We start from the raw sequence: 18340 nt of genomic DNA on the forward strand, positions 1-18340 counted from the left end.
GGCTAGCTGCACCCCGGCACCGCCGCTGCCGCCCTGGGCGGACAGTCCCAGTACGGACACAACGATCGTCAGGCCCGCGCCGCCCCCGCCGCCACCGACCACCGACGACGGGGCGCTCACACTCACCACCGACGACTGACTCCCTATTTGCCCCGCTCCCCCCGAAGCCTGCACATCGCCGCCATTGTTGCCTGCCGTACCCCCGCTGACCCCGGTTCCGCCCCAGCCCGGCACGCTGAACGCGCCGCCGCCATTGCCGAAGGTGGACGGCCCACCGAACGGGCCGCCCCCCAAGACGCCTTGCGCGCCGTTGCCTCCCGCGCCCACGGCGAAAGCGGGCGGTGCGCTGCACAGCGCGCCGGCAAGGGCCAGCACGAGCGGCAAGGGGCGGGGACAGAATGTGGTCATGAGGGAACTCCGATACATCGTCGATCCGGCTCGGTAACATCACGACCGAAAGAGTTCCAAGCCCGCATGCAAAAGCCGGCGGCATGCCGCCCCAGGGCACAAATCGTTCCGTACCTATAATTCCCGCTTGACCGCCGGCTCCAGCCGACCGTTCAAATGGCCCTGCCGCAAGGGGCTGACGAACGATAACCACCTCCCCCCGGAGACCTGGGCATGCACCTTCCCTCTCTCGCCCTCGCACGGCGCTGGCAGCGCCATATGACAATGGTGCGCTGCGCGGTGGTTCTGCTGTGCACGCTGGCCCTGGCGCCCGCGGCACAGGCCTTTGACCGCCAGGTAGAGACCCGGCGCTACCAGCAATGGGTCAAGGACTTCGACAACGACCTGACCCAGCTTGCCGCGGTGAAAAACCCCACCGATGCCGATATCGAACGGCTGTTCGCCAATACCGTGGTGCCGTCGTCCCGCGCGGTGGCTTTCGTGCGTCAGCTGGCCGCGCAGCCCCCTGGGTCGGTCTCGGGCGGCATCGCCTTCCGAGGCCGCGCGCGCCTGACGCTTGCCCTGCTGCGCCAGGCGGTGGTGGCGGGTGACGGCGGCCCCTACATCGATACCCCTGCCGGTAAAGCGCCGCTGACGCTGCGCGCCTGGTATCTGCACCTCGACGACGGGGGACGGTTGGAGCGCTATTTCAATGACCCGGCCCGCTTCAAGCCCTACCATCTGCCCCCGGACGGCACGCTCGAACGCGACGCCTACCCGTTCCTGATCTTCGAAGACGGCCCGCGCCTGCGGCTGGGCGCCATGACGCGCGAGTTCTGGAATGCCGTACTGTTTCTGGACAACTTGCAATATGGCTGATCCGACCCGAATCCGATACGCGTCCTATGCGCTGGCTGCCTTGCTGGCGACGGCTTCGGCCTGGAGCTGGGCCGCCTGCCCGCCCCTTACCGCGGACTTCGGCAATGATCCCGCCGCCGAAGGACTGCGCGCGCACCCCTTGGCACTGGAGCTGGACGGCGAAGGCGTGCTGCTGGGCCTGCGCGGAGAACGCGTGCCGGCCCGTGGCGCACTGATTGCGGTGGCGAACGACGGCGACCCCACTCCGCGGTTCTGGACCGAGGACGTGGACTGGTCCGTCTACGGCAGCGCCGCCGGAAAACCCGGCACCACGATCCTGCAACGCGACGCCGACGGCCGGCTGTGCCGCATCGACCGCAAGCTGAACCGGGGCGTGCGCCAGATCGATAACGGCGGCTACCGGCTGGCCTACGACGCGCAAGGCCGCTTGTCCGCGTATGCCGAATTTTCGTCCGCCCGCGATGGGGCCGGTCTGCAAAGCCAGGCCTGCGTCACCCGCGACTCGCACGGCGCCATCAGCGCCGTGTATCTCGACAACTGCGGCACGACGCCGACGCACCCCGTCCACTTCGTGCGCAACGCCGACGGCCAATTGCTGCGCACCATCGACCTGCGCGCGGGCGCGGCAGGGGCAGTCGTGCGCAGCCTGAATGCCGACGGCACGCTGCGCGCCGTGTACCGTTCACGGCCGGACCCGGACAATCCCGGCACGTTGCTCGCCTATGCCGAACCGCAGTCCAAGGCCGACCGCGTGCTGGTGGTGCGGGCCGGCGAATCGCCGGTGGTCACCACCGAGATCCCCGACGAACCGTGGCGCGTGGTGCGCGTGCCGGCCGACACGCTCGACGACGATGCCCTGCCCTCCTGGGACCCCGCCGTGCAGACCGTGCTGTTGGACGGCCGCAGCAACGCGCAGGGTCAAGTCATGCTGGCCCCGGAACAGATCGCGCCTTTCCACCAGGCGCTGCACGACACCCCCGGCCGGGTGTTCCTGTATGCCCAGCCCATGACGCGCTTCCTGCCGGTCACCGCGCTCGGCGCGCAGACCTGGGCCGCTTGCGTCGATCCCTCGCGGCGCGATGCCAAGGCGTGCGACTAGGGCCTGGCGTCGGCGACCAACGCCATGGAACCGTACAGATTGCCGGCGATGATTTCGACGGCCATCATGCCCGCCGTCAGCGCGACACCACCCACACCCGGCGTTTGTTGCGCCTCGGTGGCGGCATGGACAACATGCCTACAGCGAAGGTTCAGGCAGCCTGCCGCGCCACCGCCGCGTCCGCGCGCCATCTGCGGCCCGGCACCGCCGCCAGCAACGCCTGGGTGTAGGGATGCGCAGGCTTGGCGAAGACGTCCGCGCACGGACCTTCTTCGACCACGCGGCCATCCTTCATCACGGCGATGTGGTCGCAGACTTGCGCGGCCACACGCAGGTCGTGAGTGATGAAGATGATCGACAGCCCCAGCTGTTCGCGCAAGCGCGCCAGCAAGGCCAGCACCTGCGCCTGCACCGATACGTCCAGCGCCGACACGGGTTCGTCGGCGATGAGCACGCGCGGCCGCATGGCCAGCGCCCGGGCCAGGCCCACGCGCTGGCGCTGGCCGCCGGAGAATTCGTGCGGATAGCGCCGAATGGCGTCCGGCGACAGGCCCACCAATTCGAACAGCTCGCGCGCCTGGGCCCAGGCCTCGCGCCGCGGCATGCCATGCACGATGGGGCCGCGCGCGACGATCTCGCCCACCCGCTGACGCGGATTCAAGGATCCATAGGGATCCTGAAACACCATCTGCACGCGCCGCGCATGCGCGCGCCGCGCGCGGCTGCCCTTGAATGCCAGGCTTTCGCCGGCTAGCGTGATGGCGCCCGTGTCGGGCGGCAGCAAGCCCAGCAGCGTGCGCGCCAGCGTCGACTTACCCGAGCCGCTTTCGCCCACGATGCCCAGCGTGCTGCCCTCGCGCAGCGCCAGCGTGACGCCGTCCAGCGCATGCGTCACCCGGCCGGGGTTATTGAACCAGCCGCGCTTGTGATAGGTCTTGGACAAGGCCTCGGCCGCCAGGATGACGGGCGCATCCGATTGCAGCGGAGACCGTCCCGGCGCCAGCGGCGGCACCGCGGCGATCAGCGCGCGGGTATAGGGGTGGCGCGGGCGTTCCAGCACATCATCCGCGCTGCCGCTTTCCACCAGCACGCCGCGCTGCATGACGGCCACGCGGTCCGCGATTTGCGCGACCACGCCGAAGTCGTGCGTGATGAATAGCACCGCCGTGCCGCGGCGTCGCTGCAGGTCGTGGATCAAGTGCAGGATCTGTGCCTGCGTGGTGACGTCCAGCGCCGTGGTCGGCTCGTCGGCGATCAGCAGCGCCGGCTCCAGCGCCAGGGCCATGGCGATCATGGCGCGCTGTCGTTGGCCACCGGACAATTCATGGGGATAGGCGCCCAGCGCATGCGCCGGGTCGGGCAGACGCACGGCATCGAGCAGCTCCAGCGTGCGCCGGCGGATCTCGGCGCCAGCCAGGCGCGAGTGGGTGCGGAATACTTCGCCGATCTGGTCGCCGATGGTGCGCAGCGGATTGAGCGCCGTCATCGGCTCCTGGAAGATCATGCCGATACGCCGGCCGCGCAGACGGCGCAATGCCGCGGGCGACAGCTGCAACAGGTCCTGCCCTTCCCACAGCACCTGGCCGCCGCTGGCGCGCACCCCTTGCGGCAACAGGCCCAGGATGGCGCCCGCGGTCAGCGACTTGCCCGATCCGCTCTCGCCAACGACGCACACGATTTCGCCGGCGTTGACGGACAGGGACAGGTCGTGGAGCGCGTGCGGCCGGTCGGCGCCGGCCGGCAGGTCCACCGTCAGGTTCTGGATGCGTAGCAGTTCGGTCATGGGAGGCCGATGGTAAGACGCGCGGCGACGGCGTCTAACGACAGATCGGAGATAAGCAAATCACCGCTCGAAATCCAAATATCGACATGCGAAAAACATCCTTCTAGCGGCGGCGCCGACTGCTTAGGATCGGTCTTTTGCTGACGGCGCCTGCCGGCGCCCCGCGTTTCCTCCCCGCATTCGCCCTTCCTGCATCCATGTCCCAATCCCCTCCTGAAACCGCCTCGACGGCGCCGGTTCGCGTCGCCGTCGACGTGGGCGGCACGTTTACCGACATCGTTCTCGAACAAGAACCCCGGCGCTGGTCGGCCAAGCTGCTGACCACGCCCGACACCCCCGAAACCGCGGTCCTGCAAGGCATCGAAGAGTTGCTTGGCCAGGCCGGCCTGACGTGGCCGCGAGTGGACCTGCTGATCCTGGGCACTACGTTGGCCACCAACGCGTTGATCGAACGCAAAGGCGCCCGCACCGCGCTGGTGACCACAGAAGGCTTTCGCGACCTGGTCGAGATCGGTCTGGAAGACCGCTTCGCCCAGTACGACATTTTCCTGGACAAGCCGGAACCGTTGGTGCCGCGTCCCTGGCGCCATGGCGTCACCGAACGCGTCGATGCGCACGGCCAGGTGCTGACGCCGCTGGATGAAGCCCAGGTGATCGCGCTGGCCGGCGAACTGACGCGCGCCGGCGTCGAAAGCGTGGCCGTCTGCCTGCTGCACAGCTACGCCCACCCCGGTCATGAGCGCCGTATCCGCGAGCTGCTGCGCGAACACGCACCGCAGCTGTGGGTGTCGCTGTCGTCCGACGTATGCGCCGAGATCCGCGAATACCCGCGCCTGTCCACCGTCAGCGCCAACGCCTACGTGCAGCCTCAGGTGTCGGGCTATCTACGCCGCCTGAACGACGCCGCGCGCCAGCGCGGCCTGCGCGGCGAGCCGTTCCTGATGACCTCCGGCGGCTCGATCGCCACCTTGCAGACCGGCGTGGACGAGCCGGTGCGGCTGGTGGAATCCGGCCCCGCCGGCGGCGCCATCCTGGCCCAGCACATCGCCGAGCAGACCGGCACGGCCCGCGCCCTGTCGTTCGACATGGGCGGCACCACGGCCAAGATCTGCTACATCGACGACTTCGAGCCGCAGGTCAGCCGCAGCTTCGAATTCGGCCGCGTGCACCGTCACCTGAAAGGCTCCGGCCTGCCGATCCGCATCCCCGTGATCGAGATGGTGGAGATCGGCGCGGGCGGCGGCTCGATTGCCCGCGTGAATCATCTAGGCGTGGTGCAGGTCGGCCCCGACAGCGCGGGCTCGTCGCCCGGCCCCGCCGCGTATGGCAACGGCGGTGAACGGCCGACTGTGACCGATGCTCATGCCCTGATCGGCACTGTCACGCCCGAACGCTTCGCCGTGGGCAAGGTGCGCCTGCAACCGGAGCGCGCGCGCCACGCCATCCAGACCCACCTGGCCGCAAGCGCCGGCCTGGAGGCGCCCCAGGCCGCGCAGGCCATCATCGACGTGGTCACCGAGAACATGGCCAACGCCGCGCGCGTGCATGCGTCGGAACTGGGCAAGGCCGCCGAAGAGCACACCCTGATCGCATTCGGCGGCGCCGCGCCGCTGCACGCCGCCCGGCTGGCCCGCAAGCTGGGTATCGGCCGCGTCATCATCCCGGAATCCGCCGGCGTGGGCTCGGCGGTGGGCTTCCTGTGGGCACCCATTGCCTACCAGGCCGTGCGCAGCTTCCATCAGCGCCTGGCCAGCATCGACCACGCCGCCGTCCAACGCTTGCTGGACGAATTGACCGCCGGCGTGGACGCGGTGGTGCGGCGCGCGGCGCCCGCTGCGCCGCTGAGCCACAAGCGCGTGGTCTTCATGCGCTATAGCGGACAGGGCCACGAAATCCCGGTCGACCTGCCGGACGGCCCCTTCGATGCGGCAGCAAGCCGCCAGCTGGATGCGGCCTTCGCCGAACGCTACGCCCAGCTCTATGGCCGCAGCCTGCCTCACGTGGCGCCCGAGACGGTCAGCTGGTCAGTCGCCGCCCAGGCCGGCGAACGCCGTGCCCGCCCCCTGGATCACGTCGCCAGCGGGCCCGCCACGGCCGCGCGCCAGTCGGGCACGCGCGCGCTGTACGACTTCGACGAAAACCGCTGGACGGACGTGCCGTACTACGAACGGCAATCGCTGGATGCCGAACAGAAACTGCTTGGCCCTGCCCTCGTCGTGGAAGACGAAACCACCACGTTTGTACCGACCGGCTTTGAAGCGCGGCGCAGCCGGCTGGGCTCGCTGGTGCTGGACGACCTGCAGTCAGCCGCCAAGCCCGCCTCCGGCGCGGGAAAGGAATTCGCATCATGAGCACCCCGCAACACACGCCCCAGCAACGCATCCGCTTCCAACTGGCCTGGAACCGCCTGCTGTCAGTAGTGGAAGAGCAGGCGCAGGTCCTGATCCGTTCCGCCTTCGGCACCGCCACGCGGGAAGCCGGCGACTTGTCGGCGGGCGTCTTCCTGCCCGACGGCAGGATGATCGCTCAGGCCGTCACTGGCACGCCCGGCCATGTCAACGCCATGGCCGAATCGGTCAAGCACTTTCTGAAGGTATTTCCGCCCGACACGCTGCGGGACGGCGACGTGCTGCTGACCAACGACCCCTGGAAAGGCACCGGCCACCTGTTCGACATGACCATGGTGTCGCCGGTGTTTCACGACGGCGCGCTGGTCGCCTTGTTCGCGTCTACGCTGCACGTCATCGACATCGGCGGCATCGGCAGCAGCGCCGATGGCCTGGAGGTCTATCACGAAGGCCTGTTCCTGCCGATCCTGCGCTTCTTTCACCAACACAAGGTCGACCCCGGCGTGCTGGCCATCATCCGCGCCAACGTGCGTGAACCGGAACAGGTCGAAGGCGACCTGTACGCGCTGGTGGCCTGCAACGACATCGGCGGGCGCCGCCTGAAATCGCTGCTTACGGAATTCCAGCTGGCGGACCTGGAGCAACTCGGCGGCTACATCGTCGAACAATCGGCGCAGGCCATGCGCCAGGCGATCGCCGAATGGCCCCACGGCACCTGGCACAACACGCTCGTGATCGACGGCTACGACGCCCCCATCACGCTGCAGGCCAGCGTCACCGTGCAGGCCGGCAAGATCCTGGTGGATTTCGACGGCACCTCGCCCAGCGTGACGCGCGGCATCAACGTGGTGAAAGCCTATACCGACGCCTACACCTCGTTCGGCATCCGCTGCCTGATCGGCGCCGACGTGCCCAACAACGCCGGCTCGCTGTCGCTGGTGGAAGTGTCGGCGCCGGAAGGCTCGATCCTGAACGCCCGCTTCCCGGCCGCGGTGACAGCCCGCCACATCATCGGGCAGATGCTGCCCGACGTCGTATTCGGCGCGCTGCGCCAGGCCCGGGCGGACCAGGTGCCGGCCGAAGGCGCCTCGTCGTTGTGGAACCTGCACCTGGTGGGCGGCGAACCGCTCGCCGGCGCCACCCAGGAACAGCAGCACGCCCTGCTGGCCGGCCGCCGTTTCAACGCCACCAGCTTTTCCACGGGCGGCACCGGCGCGCGTCCGGGCAAGGATGGATTGTCCGTCACGTCCTACCCCAGCGGCGTGCGCAACGTGTCGCTGGAAATCCTGGAAAGCGCCAATCCGCTGGTGTTTGAAAAGAAGGAATACCGCCAGGATTCAGGCGGCCCGGGCGTCGTGCGCGGCGGGCTGGGCCAGACCATCGTGGTGCGTCACGCAGACCCGCAAGCAGGCATGATCATCGCCGCCGCCTTCGACCGCGTGGTCCACCCGGCCCGCGGCGCGCTGGGCGGCCAGGCGGGCGCGGGCGGCAGGCTGGAGCTGGGTTCCGGCGCGGCGCTGCGCGCCAAGGGCCGCCAGTTGATCCCCGCCGGTGAACGCCTGGTGGTGCATACCCCGGGCGGCGGCGGCTTGGGCGACCCGGCCCAACGCGCCGACGCCAGCATCGAACGCGATGTGCGCTACGGCCTGGTCAGCGCCGAACAAGCCGAAGACGCCTACGGACGTGCCGCCCCATCCCCCTGATCCCCCCCTCGTTGATATCCCCAGGGCTCCGCCCAGGACCAAGCCCCATCTGAAGCCTTTCCGACGACCATGACATCGCCCCGCCGTCCCTTCTTCAAGCTGCTGTTTGCCGGCCTGCTGCTGGCCGCCAGCCCCTTTGCCCATGCCGAAGCCACCCGCGGCGGCACGTTGACGCTATTGCTGCCGTCCGAGCCCACCGCACTGGTCACCGTGGGCAATGTGGCCACCCCCATCCTGAGCGTCAGCGCCAAAGTCACCGAAGGCCTGCTCAAGTACGACTACGACCTCAAACCCGAACCGCAGCTGGCCACTGCCTGGACCATCAGCCCCGACGGCACCGTGTACACCTTCACGCTGCGCCAGGGCGTGACGTGGCATGACGGCAAGCCGTTCACGTCGGCGGACGTAGCCTTCTCGATCGATCTGCTCAAGAGGATCCACCCGCGCGGGCGCAACACCTTCGCCAACGTCACGGCCATCGAAACGCCCGACGACCATACCGTCGTGCTACGCCTGTCCAAGCCGGCGCCCTACCTGATCCGCGCCTTCGTCGCGACCGAAACGCCCATCATTCCCAAGCACATCTATGAGGGCACGGATCCGTTGACCAACCCGGCCACGTCGGCCCCGATCGGCACCGGCCCCTACAAATTCAAGGAATGGGTGCGCGGCAGCCACATCGTGTATGAGCGCAACCCGGACTACTGGGACAAACCCAAGCCCTACATCGACCGCCTGATCGTGCGCATCGTGGCTGACCCGGCCGCCGCGGCCATCGCCTTCGAAACCGGCACGGCCGACCTGGGTTACCGCACGCCGGTGCCGCTGGCCGACCTGGCGCGCTTGAAGGCCGTGCCGTCGCTGCGCTTCGAGACCCGCGGCAACAGTTATTCCTACAACGTCACGCGCCTGGAATTCAACCTGGACGACCCATACTTCAAGAACGAAAAGGTGCGCCAGGCCGTGGCCCACGCCGTTGACCGCAACGTCATCCTGAAGGTCGTGAACTACGGCGTCGGCCAGGTGGCCTACTCGCCCATCGCCCCGGGCCTGAAGGCCTACAACGACCCGGCCGTCACGCCCTACCCCTTTGACCTGAAGCGCGCCAACGCGCTACTGGACGAAGCCGGCTACCCAAAGGGCGCCGACGGCGTGCGGTTCCGCATTACGCTGGACTACAACCCCATCGGCGCCGACGGCCCGCGCCTGGCCGACTACCTGCGCACTACGCTGGCCCGCGTCGGCATCGCGGTGACGGTCCGCGCGCAAGACGCCTCGGCCTTCATCAAACGGGTGTACACCGACCGCGACTTCTCCTTCACCACCAACGGCGCCAGCAACCTGTTCGACCCCACCGTGGGCGTGCAGCGGCTGTACTGGTCCAAGAACTTCATCAAGGGGGTGCCTTTCTCCAACGGCACGCACTACAACAACCCCAAGGTGGACGAGCTGCTGGAAGCGGCCGCCGTGGAAAACGACCCCGCCCGCCGCGTTCAGCTGTTCAAGGAATTCCAGCAGATCGTGGCCCGTGACGTGCCCGACCTGAACCTGTACCAGCCGGAGTTCATCACCATCGCCAATCAGCGCGTGCACGACCACTCGCTGACCGCCGACGGCGTCGAATCCAATCTGGCCGACGTCTACCTGCAACCATGACCGGACGGACCCTGCGCATCCTGGCGCGTTCGCTGCTGCAGGCCGTGCCGACCGTCATTGGCGTTGTCCTGCTCAGTTTCTTCCTGCTGCAAGCCGTGCCAGGCGACGCCGCCGACGTGATCGCGGCCGAATCCGGCTCGGCCACCGAGGCCAGCATGGCGGCGCTGCGTACGCACCTCGGGCTGGACCAGTCCATGTCGCAACGGCTGGGCGACTACCTGCGCAACCTGGCGACGTTGAACCTGGGCGTCTCGCCGCGCTTGAACCTGCCGGTGTCGGACCTGATCTTCAGCCGTTTGGGCAACACGGTGCTGCTGATGGGCAGCGCGCTGGCCTGCGCCCTGGCCGCCGGCATCGCACTAGGCGCTGTCATGGCAAGTTTTGCCGGCCGCTGGCTGGACCGCGCATTGTCATTGGCGGCGCTGCTGCTGTATTCCACCCCCGGATTCTGGCTGGGCCTCATGGCCATCATCCTGCTGTCGGTCAAGCTGGGCTGGCTGCCGCCCGGCGGCGTGTCCACCATCGGCTCGGGCGCCACGGGACTGGCCCATGCGCTGGACGTGGCGCGTCATCTGGTGCTGCCCACGCTGGCGCTGGCCAGCTTCTACGTCGCGATCTTCGCGCGGCTGACGCGTGCCGCGATGCTGGAAGTGAGCCGCCAGGACTTCGTGCGCACCGCCCACGCCAAGGGCCTGACGCCGCGCGCGGTGGCGCTGCGCCACGTGCTGCGCAACGCCCTCATTCCCGTCACCACGGTGGCGGGGTTGAACGTCGGCACGCTGCTGGGCGGCGCGGTGGTGGTCGAGACCGTCTTCAGCTGGCCCGGCCTGGGCCGGCTGGCCTATGACTCCGTCATGGGTCGCGACTACGTCGTTCTGCTGGGCATCCTGGTGCTGTCGTCGCTGCTGGTCATCGTGGCCAACATCCTGGTCGACCTGCTGCAGACCATGCTGGACCCGCGCATCCGCGCGCGCTGAACGGCGCCTGCTGCTTGCCTGAGTCACGCATGCCTGCTCAAACGACGCCGCTTCTTTCCTGAGTTCCCTTATGTCCGCTCCTATCGAATCCACGCTGGGCGCCCCGCCCGCCCGACTGCCCTGGCGCCGCCGCGGCGCGCTGGGCCGCCTTCTCACCAACCCCGCCGCGGTCGCGGGCGGCGTGCTGCTGCTGTTGATCCTGCTGGCGGCGGTGACCGCGCCGTGGGTATTTCCGAACGACCCGCTCGACATGGTCGGCCCGCCCATCCTGTGGCCCGGTCAGGACCCCGGCTTCTGGCTGGGCACCGACACCATGGGGCGCGATGTGGCCGCCGGTCTGGCGCATGGCGCGCGCGTATCGCTGACCGTGGGCTTCACCGCCGCGCTGCTCAGCCTGGTCATCGGCATCGCGGTCGGCGCGACCGCCGGCTATTTCGGCGGCTGGGTCAACATGGCGCTGATGCGCGTCACCGAACTGCTGCAGACCATTCCGTCGTTCCTGCTCGTGGTGGTCATCGTCGCCATCGCCCGGCCGTCGGTGGCGGTGATTGCGCTGTCCATCGGCGTGGCGTCCTGGCCCGTGATCGCGCGGCTGGTGCGCGCCGAATTCCGTACCCTGCGCGAATCGGAATTCGTGCAGGCCGCGCGCAGCCTGGGCTACAGCCACGCCCGCATCGCCCTGCTCGAAATCCTGCCAAACGCCCTGCCGCCGGTCATCGTGACGACCTCGGTGCTGGTCGCCAACGCCATCCTGATGGAGTCGGCGCTGTCATTCATGAACATGGGCGACCCCAACGCCGTGTCGTGGGGCAGCATGATCGGCAGCGCCCGCGAGATGCTGCGCACCGCCTGGTACCTGACCGCGCTGCCGGGCGTGTCCATCATCCTGACCGTGCTGTCGCTGAACCTGCTGGGCGATGCGCTGAACGACGCGTTCAATCCCCGGCTGGCGCGGTAATGCGCATGAACGCTGCGTTTGGCTGGCGGTCCGGGCGAATGGGCCTGGCGCCGCCCGCGCATTGCCCTCCGGTATATTTCCCTTTTTTGTGCAGAGCAATAAGGGGAACGGCATGGGATGGATCTATCTGGCGCTGGCCAGGGACTGAGCCGCGTCCGCGCGCCCGCTCCCGAACGCTCCAATTCCCAGGCACGCGGCAGGATCGCGGCAAATCCAAGTAGACTTTTTTTTCTAGAAAAACTATTCTAGAAAAATAGTTCTATCAACGTTTCCGCCCACGTCCGCCTCGATGTCCCCTACGCCTCCACCCGCCGCCAAGCCCACCAGCGCCGAACTCGATGTGCTGCGCGCGCTGTGGGAAACCGGCCCCGCCACCGTCAAACAGGTCCACGCCGCCATGGCCGCCCTGCGCGACGACCTGACCTACGCCAACGTGCTGCGGCAGATGCAGCTCATGCACGGCAAGGGCCTGCTGACGCGCGACGAAAGCGAGCGTTCCCATGTCTATGCGGCGGCGCAGACCCAGGCGGCCACGCAAGGCGGCCTGGTCAAGGACCTGATCCGCCGCGCCTTCGCCGGCTCGGGCAAGGCGCTGGTGCTGGCCGCGCTGCGCGATGGCCACGTCAGCAAGAAAGACCGCGCCGAAATCGAAGCGCTGCTGCGCAAAGACAAGCCGTGAACGCGCTCCTGCTCGCCACGGCCTGGGCCATCGGCGGCAGCCTGCCGGCCGTGGCCTGGAAGATCCTGTGCCTGCACGCCGCCACGGCGGGCCTGCTGGCGCTGACCCGACCTGGCGACAATCGCTTGCGTTATGCGCTGCTGTGCGCCGCCCTGTGCGCCTGCGTGGCAGTGCTGGCGGCCGATGTGGCCTCGGCCTGGCGTGCGTTGCCGGGGCCGACGGGTGAGGACCCTGGCGTGCCGGCCGCCGCCCGCTGGCCGCTGTGGCTGGCGTTGGCCTGGCTGATCGGCAGCCTCGTGGCGTCGGTGCGCGTCTTGCTGGGCATCGGCTGGCTGCGCGGCCAACTGCGCCGCAGCCAGGCCTGGGCCGACCCGGTCTGGCTGGCCCGCGCCGCCGACCTGTCGCGCCGCCTGGGCCTGGCACGCGGCGTCAGCCTGCGCGTGGCGCACCACCTGGCCACGCCCGTCACCGCCGGTTGGCTCAAGCCCGTGGTGCTGATGCCCGCCACGCTGGTGACCGGCATGCCGGCCGACCTGCTGCAAGCCCTGCTGGCGCATGAACTGGCGCACGTGCGGCGCCACGATTACCTGGTGAACCTGTTGCAGCACGCCGCCGAGGCGCTGCTGTTCTTTCACCCCTCGGTGTGGTGGCTGTCGCGTCGCCTGCGCATCGAACGCGAGCGCATTGCCGACGCCATGGCCGCCTCGATGCTGCCCAGCCCCTTGACGCTGGCCCGCGCCTTGCATGGGTTGAGCGACGCCCGCCGCCCGCCCGCGGCTGTCGCCCCCGGCGCACGCGATGGCGATCTGCTGGACCGCATCCGCCGCCTGGCCGCCCCCGCCAGCGTGCCGGCGCGGCGCACGGCCGCCGGGCCCATCCTGGCGATGACACTGGCGTTGGCGGGGTTCATCGCCTGGCCCGCGCTGCACGCGGCCCGGCCCGGTCAAGCGCCCACCGCCACCGAAGCCCGCCACATCCTGGCCCAGCTACCCGGCGTCCAGGCCCTGATCGCCTCCAGCGGCGCCACGCACGTGCTGCTGCAGGACGACGCGTCCGGCGCCACCCTGCTCGGCCGCGCCGAGAACGACGCCGTGCCCATCGCGTCGCTGACCAAGCTGATGACCGCCATGGTCGTGCTGGACACCGCGCCCGACCTGGACCGCCGCATCGTGATCGAAGAACAGGATGCGCAGGCCACCGCGGCCTCCCCATGCGCCCTGCCGGTGGGCACCGCCGCTACGCTGCACACCCTGCTGAAACTGGCGCTGATGTCTTCGGACAACCGCGCCGCCCATGCGTTGGCGCGGAGCTACCCGGGCGGTCAAACCGCGTTCCAGGCCGCCTTGCAGCGTAAGACCGCCGCACTGCATCTGCAACACACCACGCTGGAAGAACCCACCGGCCTGTCGGGCGCCAACCGCGCCAGCGCCGTGGACATCGGCAAGATCATGGCCGCCGCGTCCGCCTATCCGCAGATCGCCCGCGACACCACCGCGCTCGCCGAAACCGTTGCCACGGCCGGCGCGTCGCTGCACTACCGCAATACCAATCCGCTGGTCGGCGCGCAGGGCTGGGACATCCGCCTGTCCAAGACCGGGGCCTCGACCGAGGCGGGCCGCTGCCTGGCCATGCGCCTGCATATCGACGACCGCGACCTGACGCTGGTTCTGCTCAATGGGCGTACGCCGCGCGCCTGAGTGTTGGCTTTTTCTTTGATGACTGCATCGATCATGACCGTTCGACTCTTGCCCCACGCCCTGGGCGTCGCCTTTTCCCTGACGGCACTGGCCGCCGCGCCAACCCAGGCGCGTGAACTCTGCACCGTGGTGGCCGACGCCGCCACGGGCAATATCGTGTTCCAGCAAGGCACGGCCGAGGCCTGCGGCACACGCTACACGCCGGCGTCGACCTTCAAGCTTGCCATCGCCCTGATGGGCGCGGACGCCGGCATCCTGCAAGGCCCGCACGCGCCCGTGCTGGACTACCAGCCTGACTACCCCGACTGGGGCGGCGACGCCTGGCGCCAGCCCACAGACCCGGCGCGCTGGATCACGTATTCCGTGGTCTGGTATTCGCAGCAGGTCGCCCAGCGCCTGGGAGCACAGCGCTTCCAGCAGTACACGTCCGCGTTCCGCTACGGCAATGAAGATGTGTCGGGCGAACCCGGCAAGCACAACGGCATGCAAGGCGCCTGGATCATCTCGTCGCTGCGTATCTCGCCGCTGGAGCAGTTGGGCTTTCTGCGCCAGGTCGTCAACCGGCAACTGCCCATCAAGGCCGGGGCCTACGCGCTGGCCGACACCCTGTTCGAGGCCGGCAGCGCCGACGGCTGGCGCATTTACGGCAAGACCGGCACCGGGTCGCCCGGCAATGCCGGCGTCTACACGCCCGCCAACGCCTACGGCTGGTTCGTCGGCTGGGCCCGCAAGAATGACCGCCAGCTCGTGTTCGCCCGCCTGATTCAGGACGAACAGGCCACCCGCCCCAATGCTGGCCTGCGGGCCCGCGATGAACTCATCAGCCAGTGGCCGGCGCTGACGGCCCCGGCGGCACAAAAGTAGCGCTCGCCATGCTGACCGATGCGCGCGATGGCGGCATCGACACGCTACGCGGCGTGTCGATCCTGCTGGTGCTGCTGCACCACTTCAATATCGCCTATCCCCTGCAAGACACCCTGCTTGCCAGCCTGCTGGGCTGGCCGCTGCTGCACGCCATTGCGCGCAACGGCAACTATGGCGTGACGATGTTCTTCGTCATCTCGGGGTATCTGGTCACGCGCAACGCGCTGGATCGCTGGGGCAGCCTGGGCGCCGTGCGGCTCGCCTCCTTCTACGGGCTGCGGCTGGCGCGCATCGTGCCCACGCTGTTGCTGACGCTGGCGGTGGTGAACGCCCTGGCGCTGGCGGGCGTGGCATTGTTTGGCAACCGCCCGGACGCCGCCGTGTCGCTGTGGACGACCAGCCTGGCCGCGCTGACGGGCTGGATGAACGTGCTGGTGATACGCGAGGGGTGGCTCAACTATGCCCTGGGCGTGATGTGGTCGCTGTCGGTCGAGCTGGCCTTCTATCTGCTCTTTCCTCTCGCGTGCCTGCTGCTGCGTCGCGCGTGGATGCGCGGCGCGCTCGCGGTGGCGCTCATCATCGCCGGCCCGCTCTATCGCTTGGCGCACCAGGATGGCAGCGAGGCCTATCTGTATGGCTACCTGGCCTGCTTCGACGCCATCGCCATCGGTGGCGTCGCCGCCGTCCTGGCCCGTCGCCATCCGCCCGCCTTCCTGCAACGGCGGCTCGTGCACGCAGCGGTCGGCATCGCCATGCTGTTCTTCTATCTGGCCTGGCCCATCAGCGCCAGCAATGTACTGGGCGCCAGCGCGATGGCGTTGGGCACGGCCGTGCTGCTGCTGCGTCGGCCGGCGACCGACTGGCCGCCCACCGGCTTGGCACAGCGCCTGCTCGGACGCTGCGGCCGCGACTGCTACGAGATCTACCTGCTGCATCTGGTCGTTCTGGGCCTGCTGCGCACGGCCTGGCCGCCCGCCCTGACACCCGGCGATGCCAGACTGGCCTTGCTGTGCGCCTATCTGACGGCCTCCTGCCTGATCGGCGCCGTCGTGGCGAGCGGCTATTCCAGCCCGGCGAACCGGGCGCTGCGGCGGGTTTTCGGCGTGACACGCGCCGTCGCCGTTACGTCCGGCACAAAAGCGTAACGGCCATGACGAACGCCGGCACGGCATATCCGCTATAAATAAGGGTCTAAAAATAACGGGGCCAGACTGCCCCTATGCCATGCCCCGACGACCGGACCTGTTTCGCCCCCTTGGCCGGATACTGCTTTTCGCCCTGGCCGCCCTGACCAGCCCCTGCGTGCTTGCCGCGCCGCCCACGCTGGCGCAATGCCACGGCATCAAGGACCTGGCTTTCGTCGCCCACCTGGATGACGACCTGCTGTTCATGAACCCCGACATCGCCTCGAACGTGGCGGCGGGCGGCTGCGTGCGGGTGGTCTACCTGACCGCCAGCGACGCGGGCGAAGGCGACACCTACATGCTGGGCCGCGAGCGCGGCGTGCGCGCCGCCTACGCCTACATGGCCGGCAAGCCCGACCAATGGAAGGAAGACACCGGCATCGTCGCCGGCCGCCGCATCGCGCGCTTCACCCTGGAAGGCGACCCCCGCGTGCAGCTCTGGCACATGCGCTTGAAGGACCCCTGGCTAGGCAAGGGCTGGGGCAGCCTTACGCCGCTCAGCCGCACCGAATCCGAACCCGGCCAAAGCGTCGACACCCTCGGCCCCTACCCCGAGACCTACACCCGCGAACAACTGGTCGACACGCTTGCCGAACTGATCCGCCAGTACGCGCCCACCACCGTGCGCCACCTGGACGACACCATCGCCGTGCCCTACACCCAGCTGTGCTGGCGCTGCGCCGGCCACGGCCATCCCGATCACATCGCCAGCGCGCGGCTGGTGCGCGCGGCCATGCTGCGGGTGCCGGGCAACTACGCCGAAACCGGCTATATCGACTACCCCAGCCAGGAACGCGCCACCAATCTGGCGGATACCGAAATCGCCAGCAAGGCGCTGATCTTCCAGCACTACGCCTGGAACGACTACCACTATTGCGCCGGCCCCACCGGCTGCAAGGAACCCGCCGGCCCGGCCGCGGCCTGGGTGCAACGCGCCTACTACGTGTCGCGCCAGGACATGCCGCCGCAACTCTATCCGGATGGCCGCGGCGGCCTGGTGGTGTTTGCCGCCGGCGAAACCAATGCGGCCGTCAACCGCTGGGACTCGGGCCAGCACCGCTGGCAGAGCCTGGGCGGACGCACCAGCGGGCCGCTGGTGTCATTCACCCATGCCGACGGCACCGCCGGCCTGATGGCGCGCGACCCGCTGGGCGGCGTCTGGGCCAACAAGCAGCGCCATGACGGCACCTGGCAAGGCTGGCAGGCGCTGGCCGGCATCCGCGTCACCCAGATTCCGGCCGTGGCGCCGCGCGGCGAAGCGGCGGCCGTGGCGCTGGGCTACGACGGCCGGCTGCACTGGATTGCGCCTTCGGGCATCGACGGCAGCTGGAGCACCTGGCAGGAACTGCCGCCGCTGGATGGCGCTACGGGGTCCCCCGCCGTCGTGCGTGGCGACGATGGCCGCTACATCGTCTTCGCCTCGGCCGCCGCCGGCCAGCTGTTCTACACGCGGCAATTGCCCGCCGCCAAAGGCCAGCGTCCCGACTGGCAGCACTGGCGCCGCATCACGGCCCCCGAGGCGGCCGGCGGCTTGGCCGCGATCCGCAACCACGAACACCGCGTCGAACTCTATTTCCGCCAACGCGCCGGCAACCACCTGACGCGGCTGGAGGAAACCGGCGACACCACGGACCTGGACATTACCTTCAGCGCCCCCACGGACCTGGGCGTGCCCTACATCGGCCGTCCGGCCATCGACGCCGATGCGCAAGGCAATGTCGTCCTGGCGCTTCTGGAACGTGCGGGCGGTCCGCTCTGGCTGGTCGAGCACGGCAAACCCGCCAAATTGGACGCCGAGGCCGCCTCGCCCCCCGCGATGCACCTGATCGACGGCACGCTCTATATCGTCGCCCGTACCACGGGCGGGCCGCAGCGCTACCAGGTGCTGTCGCGCCACGACGGCGCCTGGGCGGCGGCGCTGACCCTGGACGGCGTGCCCGCCAGCGGCGGCGGCCCGTTCGCCAGCGCCGTCGCGCGCCCGGCGGACTTGCCCAACCTGGGCGTCAACCCGCCCGGCAGCGCCGTGGTGGTGCGCCCGTCGCCCGATACGCCCGGCACACTGACCCAGGAGCGCATGCCGACGCAGACCTCGCGCACGGCCACGCCGACGCACGTGCAATGAGTGA

The 18340-nt window shown here is 69.1% G+C and carries 13 protein-coding genes and 1 pseudogene; 12 read left to right on the plus strand and 2 right to left on the minus strand.

The window, feature by feature from the left end; all coding sequences use genetic code 11:
- A pseudogene (locus A9974_RS26115) lies at positions 1 to 408 on the minus strand (hypothetical protein); the annotation flags it as partial.
- Positions 409 to 621: 213 nt separating this feature from the next.
- Between A9974_RS26115 and A9974_RS26120 the strand changes: the two are divergent.
- On the plus strand, positions 622 to 1266 hold the full coding sequence (locus A9974_RS26120) for a hypothetical protein (protein WP_255468326.1): 645 nt from the start codon (positions 622 to 624) through the stop codon (positions 1264 to 1266).
- Positions 1259 to 2365 carry a hypothetical protein gene (locus tag A9974_RS26125; protein ID WP_183007083.1) on the plus strand — a complete coding sequence of 369 codons (1107 nt, stop codon included), beginning with the start codon at positions 1259 to 1261 and terminating at the stop codon, positions 2363 to 2365. The genes A9974_RS26120 and A9974_RS26125 overlap by 8 nt, the downstream gene beginning before the upstream one ends.
- Before the next feature lie 151 nt (positions 2366 to 2516).
- Here A9974_RS26125 and A9974_RS26130 read toward each other — a convergent pair whose 3' ends face one another.
- Complete coding sequence (locus A9974_RS26130; protein ID WP_183007084.1) at positions 2517 to 4148, minus strand: ABC transporter ATP-binding protein; 1632 nt, start codon at positions 4146 to 4148, stop codon at positions 2517 to 2519.
- 197 nt (positions 4149 to 4345) lie between these two features.
- On the opposite strand from A9974_RS26130, the gene A9974_RS26135 reads away from it, so the two are divergent.
- The 10 genes from A9974_RS26135 (at position 4346) to A9974_RS26180 (ending at position 18336) form a co-directional block, all read left to right on the plus strand.
- Positions 4346 to 6499, plus strand: a complete 2154-nt coding sequence (locus tag A9974_RS26135; protein WP_183007085.1) for a hydantoinase/oxoprolinase family protein — start codon at positions 4346 to 4348, stop codon at positions 6497 to 6499.
- Entirely contained in the window at positions 6496 to 8199 is a 1704-nt protein-coding gene (locus tag A9974_RS26140; RefSeq protein WP_183007086.1) for a hydantoinase B/oxoprolinase family protein, read from the plus strand. The genes A9974_RS26135 and A9974_RS26140 overlap by 4 nt, the downstream gene beginning before the upstream one ends.
- A gap of 69 nt (positions 8200 to 8268) precedes the next feature.
- A complete protein-coding gene (locus A9974_RS26145; protein ID WP_183007087.1) occupies positions 8269 to 9855 on the plus strand; it encodes an ABC transporter substrate-binding protein in 1587 nt (528 codons plus the stop codon).
- Entirely contained in the window at positions 9852 to 10832 is a 981-nt protein-coding gene (locus A9974_RS26150; protein WP_183007088.1) for an ABC transporter permease, read from the plus strand. Before A9974_RS26145 ends, A9974_RS26150 begins: the two co-directional genes overlap by 4 nt.
- 70 nt (positions 10833 to 10902) lie before the next feature.
- The gene (locus tag A9974_RS26155; protein ID WP_183007089.1) at positions 10903 to 11790 is read left to right on the plus strand and encodes an ABC transporter permease; all 888 of its coding nucleotides are present in this window, start codon (positions 10903 to 10905) and stop codon (positions 11788 to 11790) included.
- A gap of 289 nt (positions 11791 to 12079) precedes the next feature.
- Positions 12080 to 12469: a BlaI/MecI/CopY family transcriptional regulator gene (locus A9974_RS26160; protein ID WP_183007090.1), complete on the plus strand. Its 390-nt coding sequence runs from the start codon at positions 12080 to 12082 to the stop codon at positions 12467 to 12469.
- Positions 12466 to 14166, plus strand: a complete 1701-nt coding sequence (locus tag A9974_RS26165; RefSeq protein WP_183007091.1) for a M56 family metallopeptidase — start codon at positions 12466 to 12468, stop codon at positions 14164 to 14166. Before A9974_RS26160 ends, A9974_RS26165 begins: the two co-directional genes overlap by 4 nt.
- A gap of 33 nt (positions 14167 to 14199) precedes the next feature.
- Positions 14200 to 15030 carry a class D beta-lactamase gene (gene blaOXA, locus A9974_RS26170; protein WP_183007092.1) on the plus strand — a complete coding sequence of 277 codons (831 nt, stop codon included), beginning with the start codon at positions 14200 to 14202 and terminating at the stop codon, positions 15028 to 15030.
- An 8-nt stretch (positions 15031 to 15038) separates the two neighbouring features.
- A complete protein-coding gene (locus A9974_RS26175; RefSeq protein WP_183007093.1) occupies positions 15039 to 16175 on the plus strand; it encodes an acyltransferase in 1137 nt (378 codons plus the stop codon).
- A 79-nt stretch (positions 16176 to 16254) separates the two neighbouring features.
- Entirely contained in the window at positions 16255 to 18336 is a 2082-nt protein-coding gene (locus A9974_RS26180) for a PIG-L family deacetylase (protein ID WP_183007094.1), read from the plus strand.
- Positions 18337 to 18340 lie beyond the last annotated feature (4 nt).

The organism is Achromobacter sp. UMC71 (genome assembly GCF_014170305.1).
Lineage (GTDB): Bacteria > Pseudomonadota > Gammaproteobacteria > Burkholderiales > Burkholderiaceae_B > Achromobacter.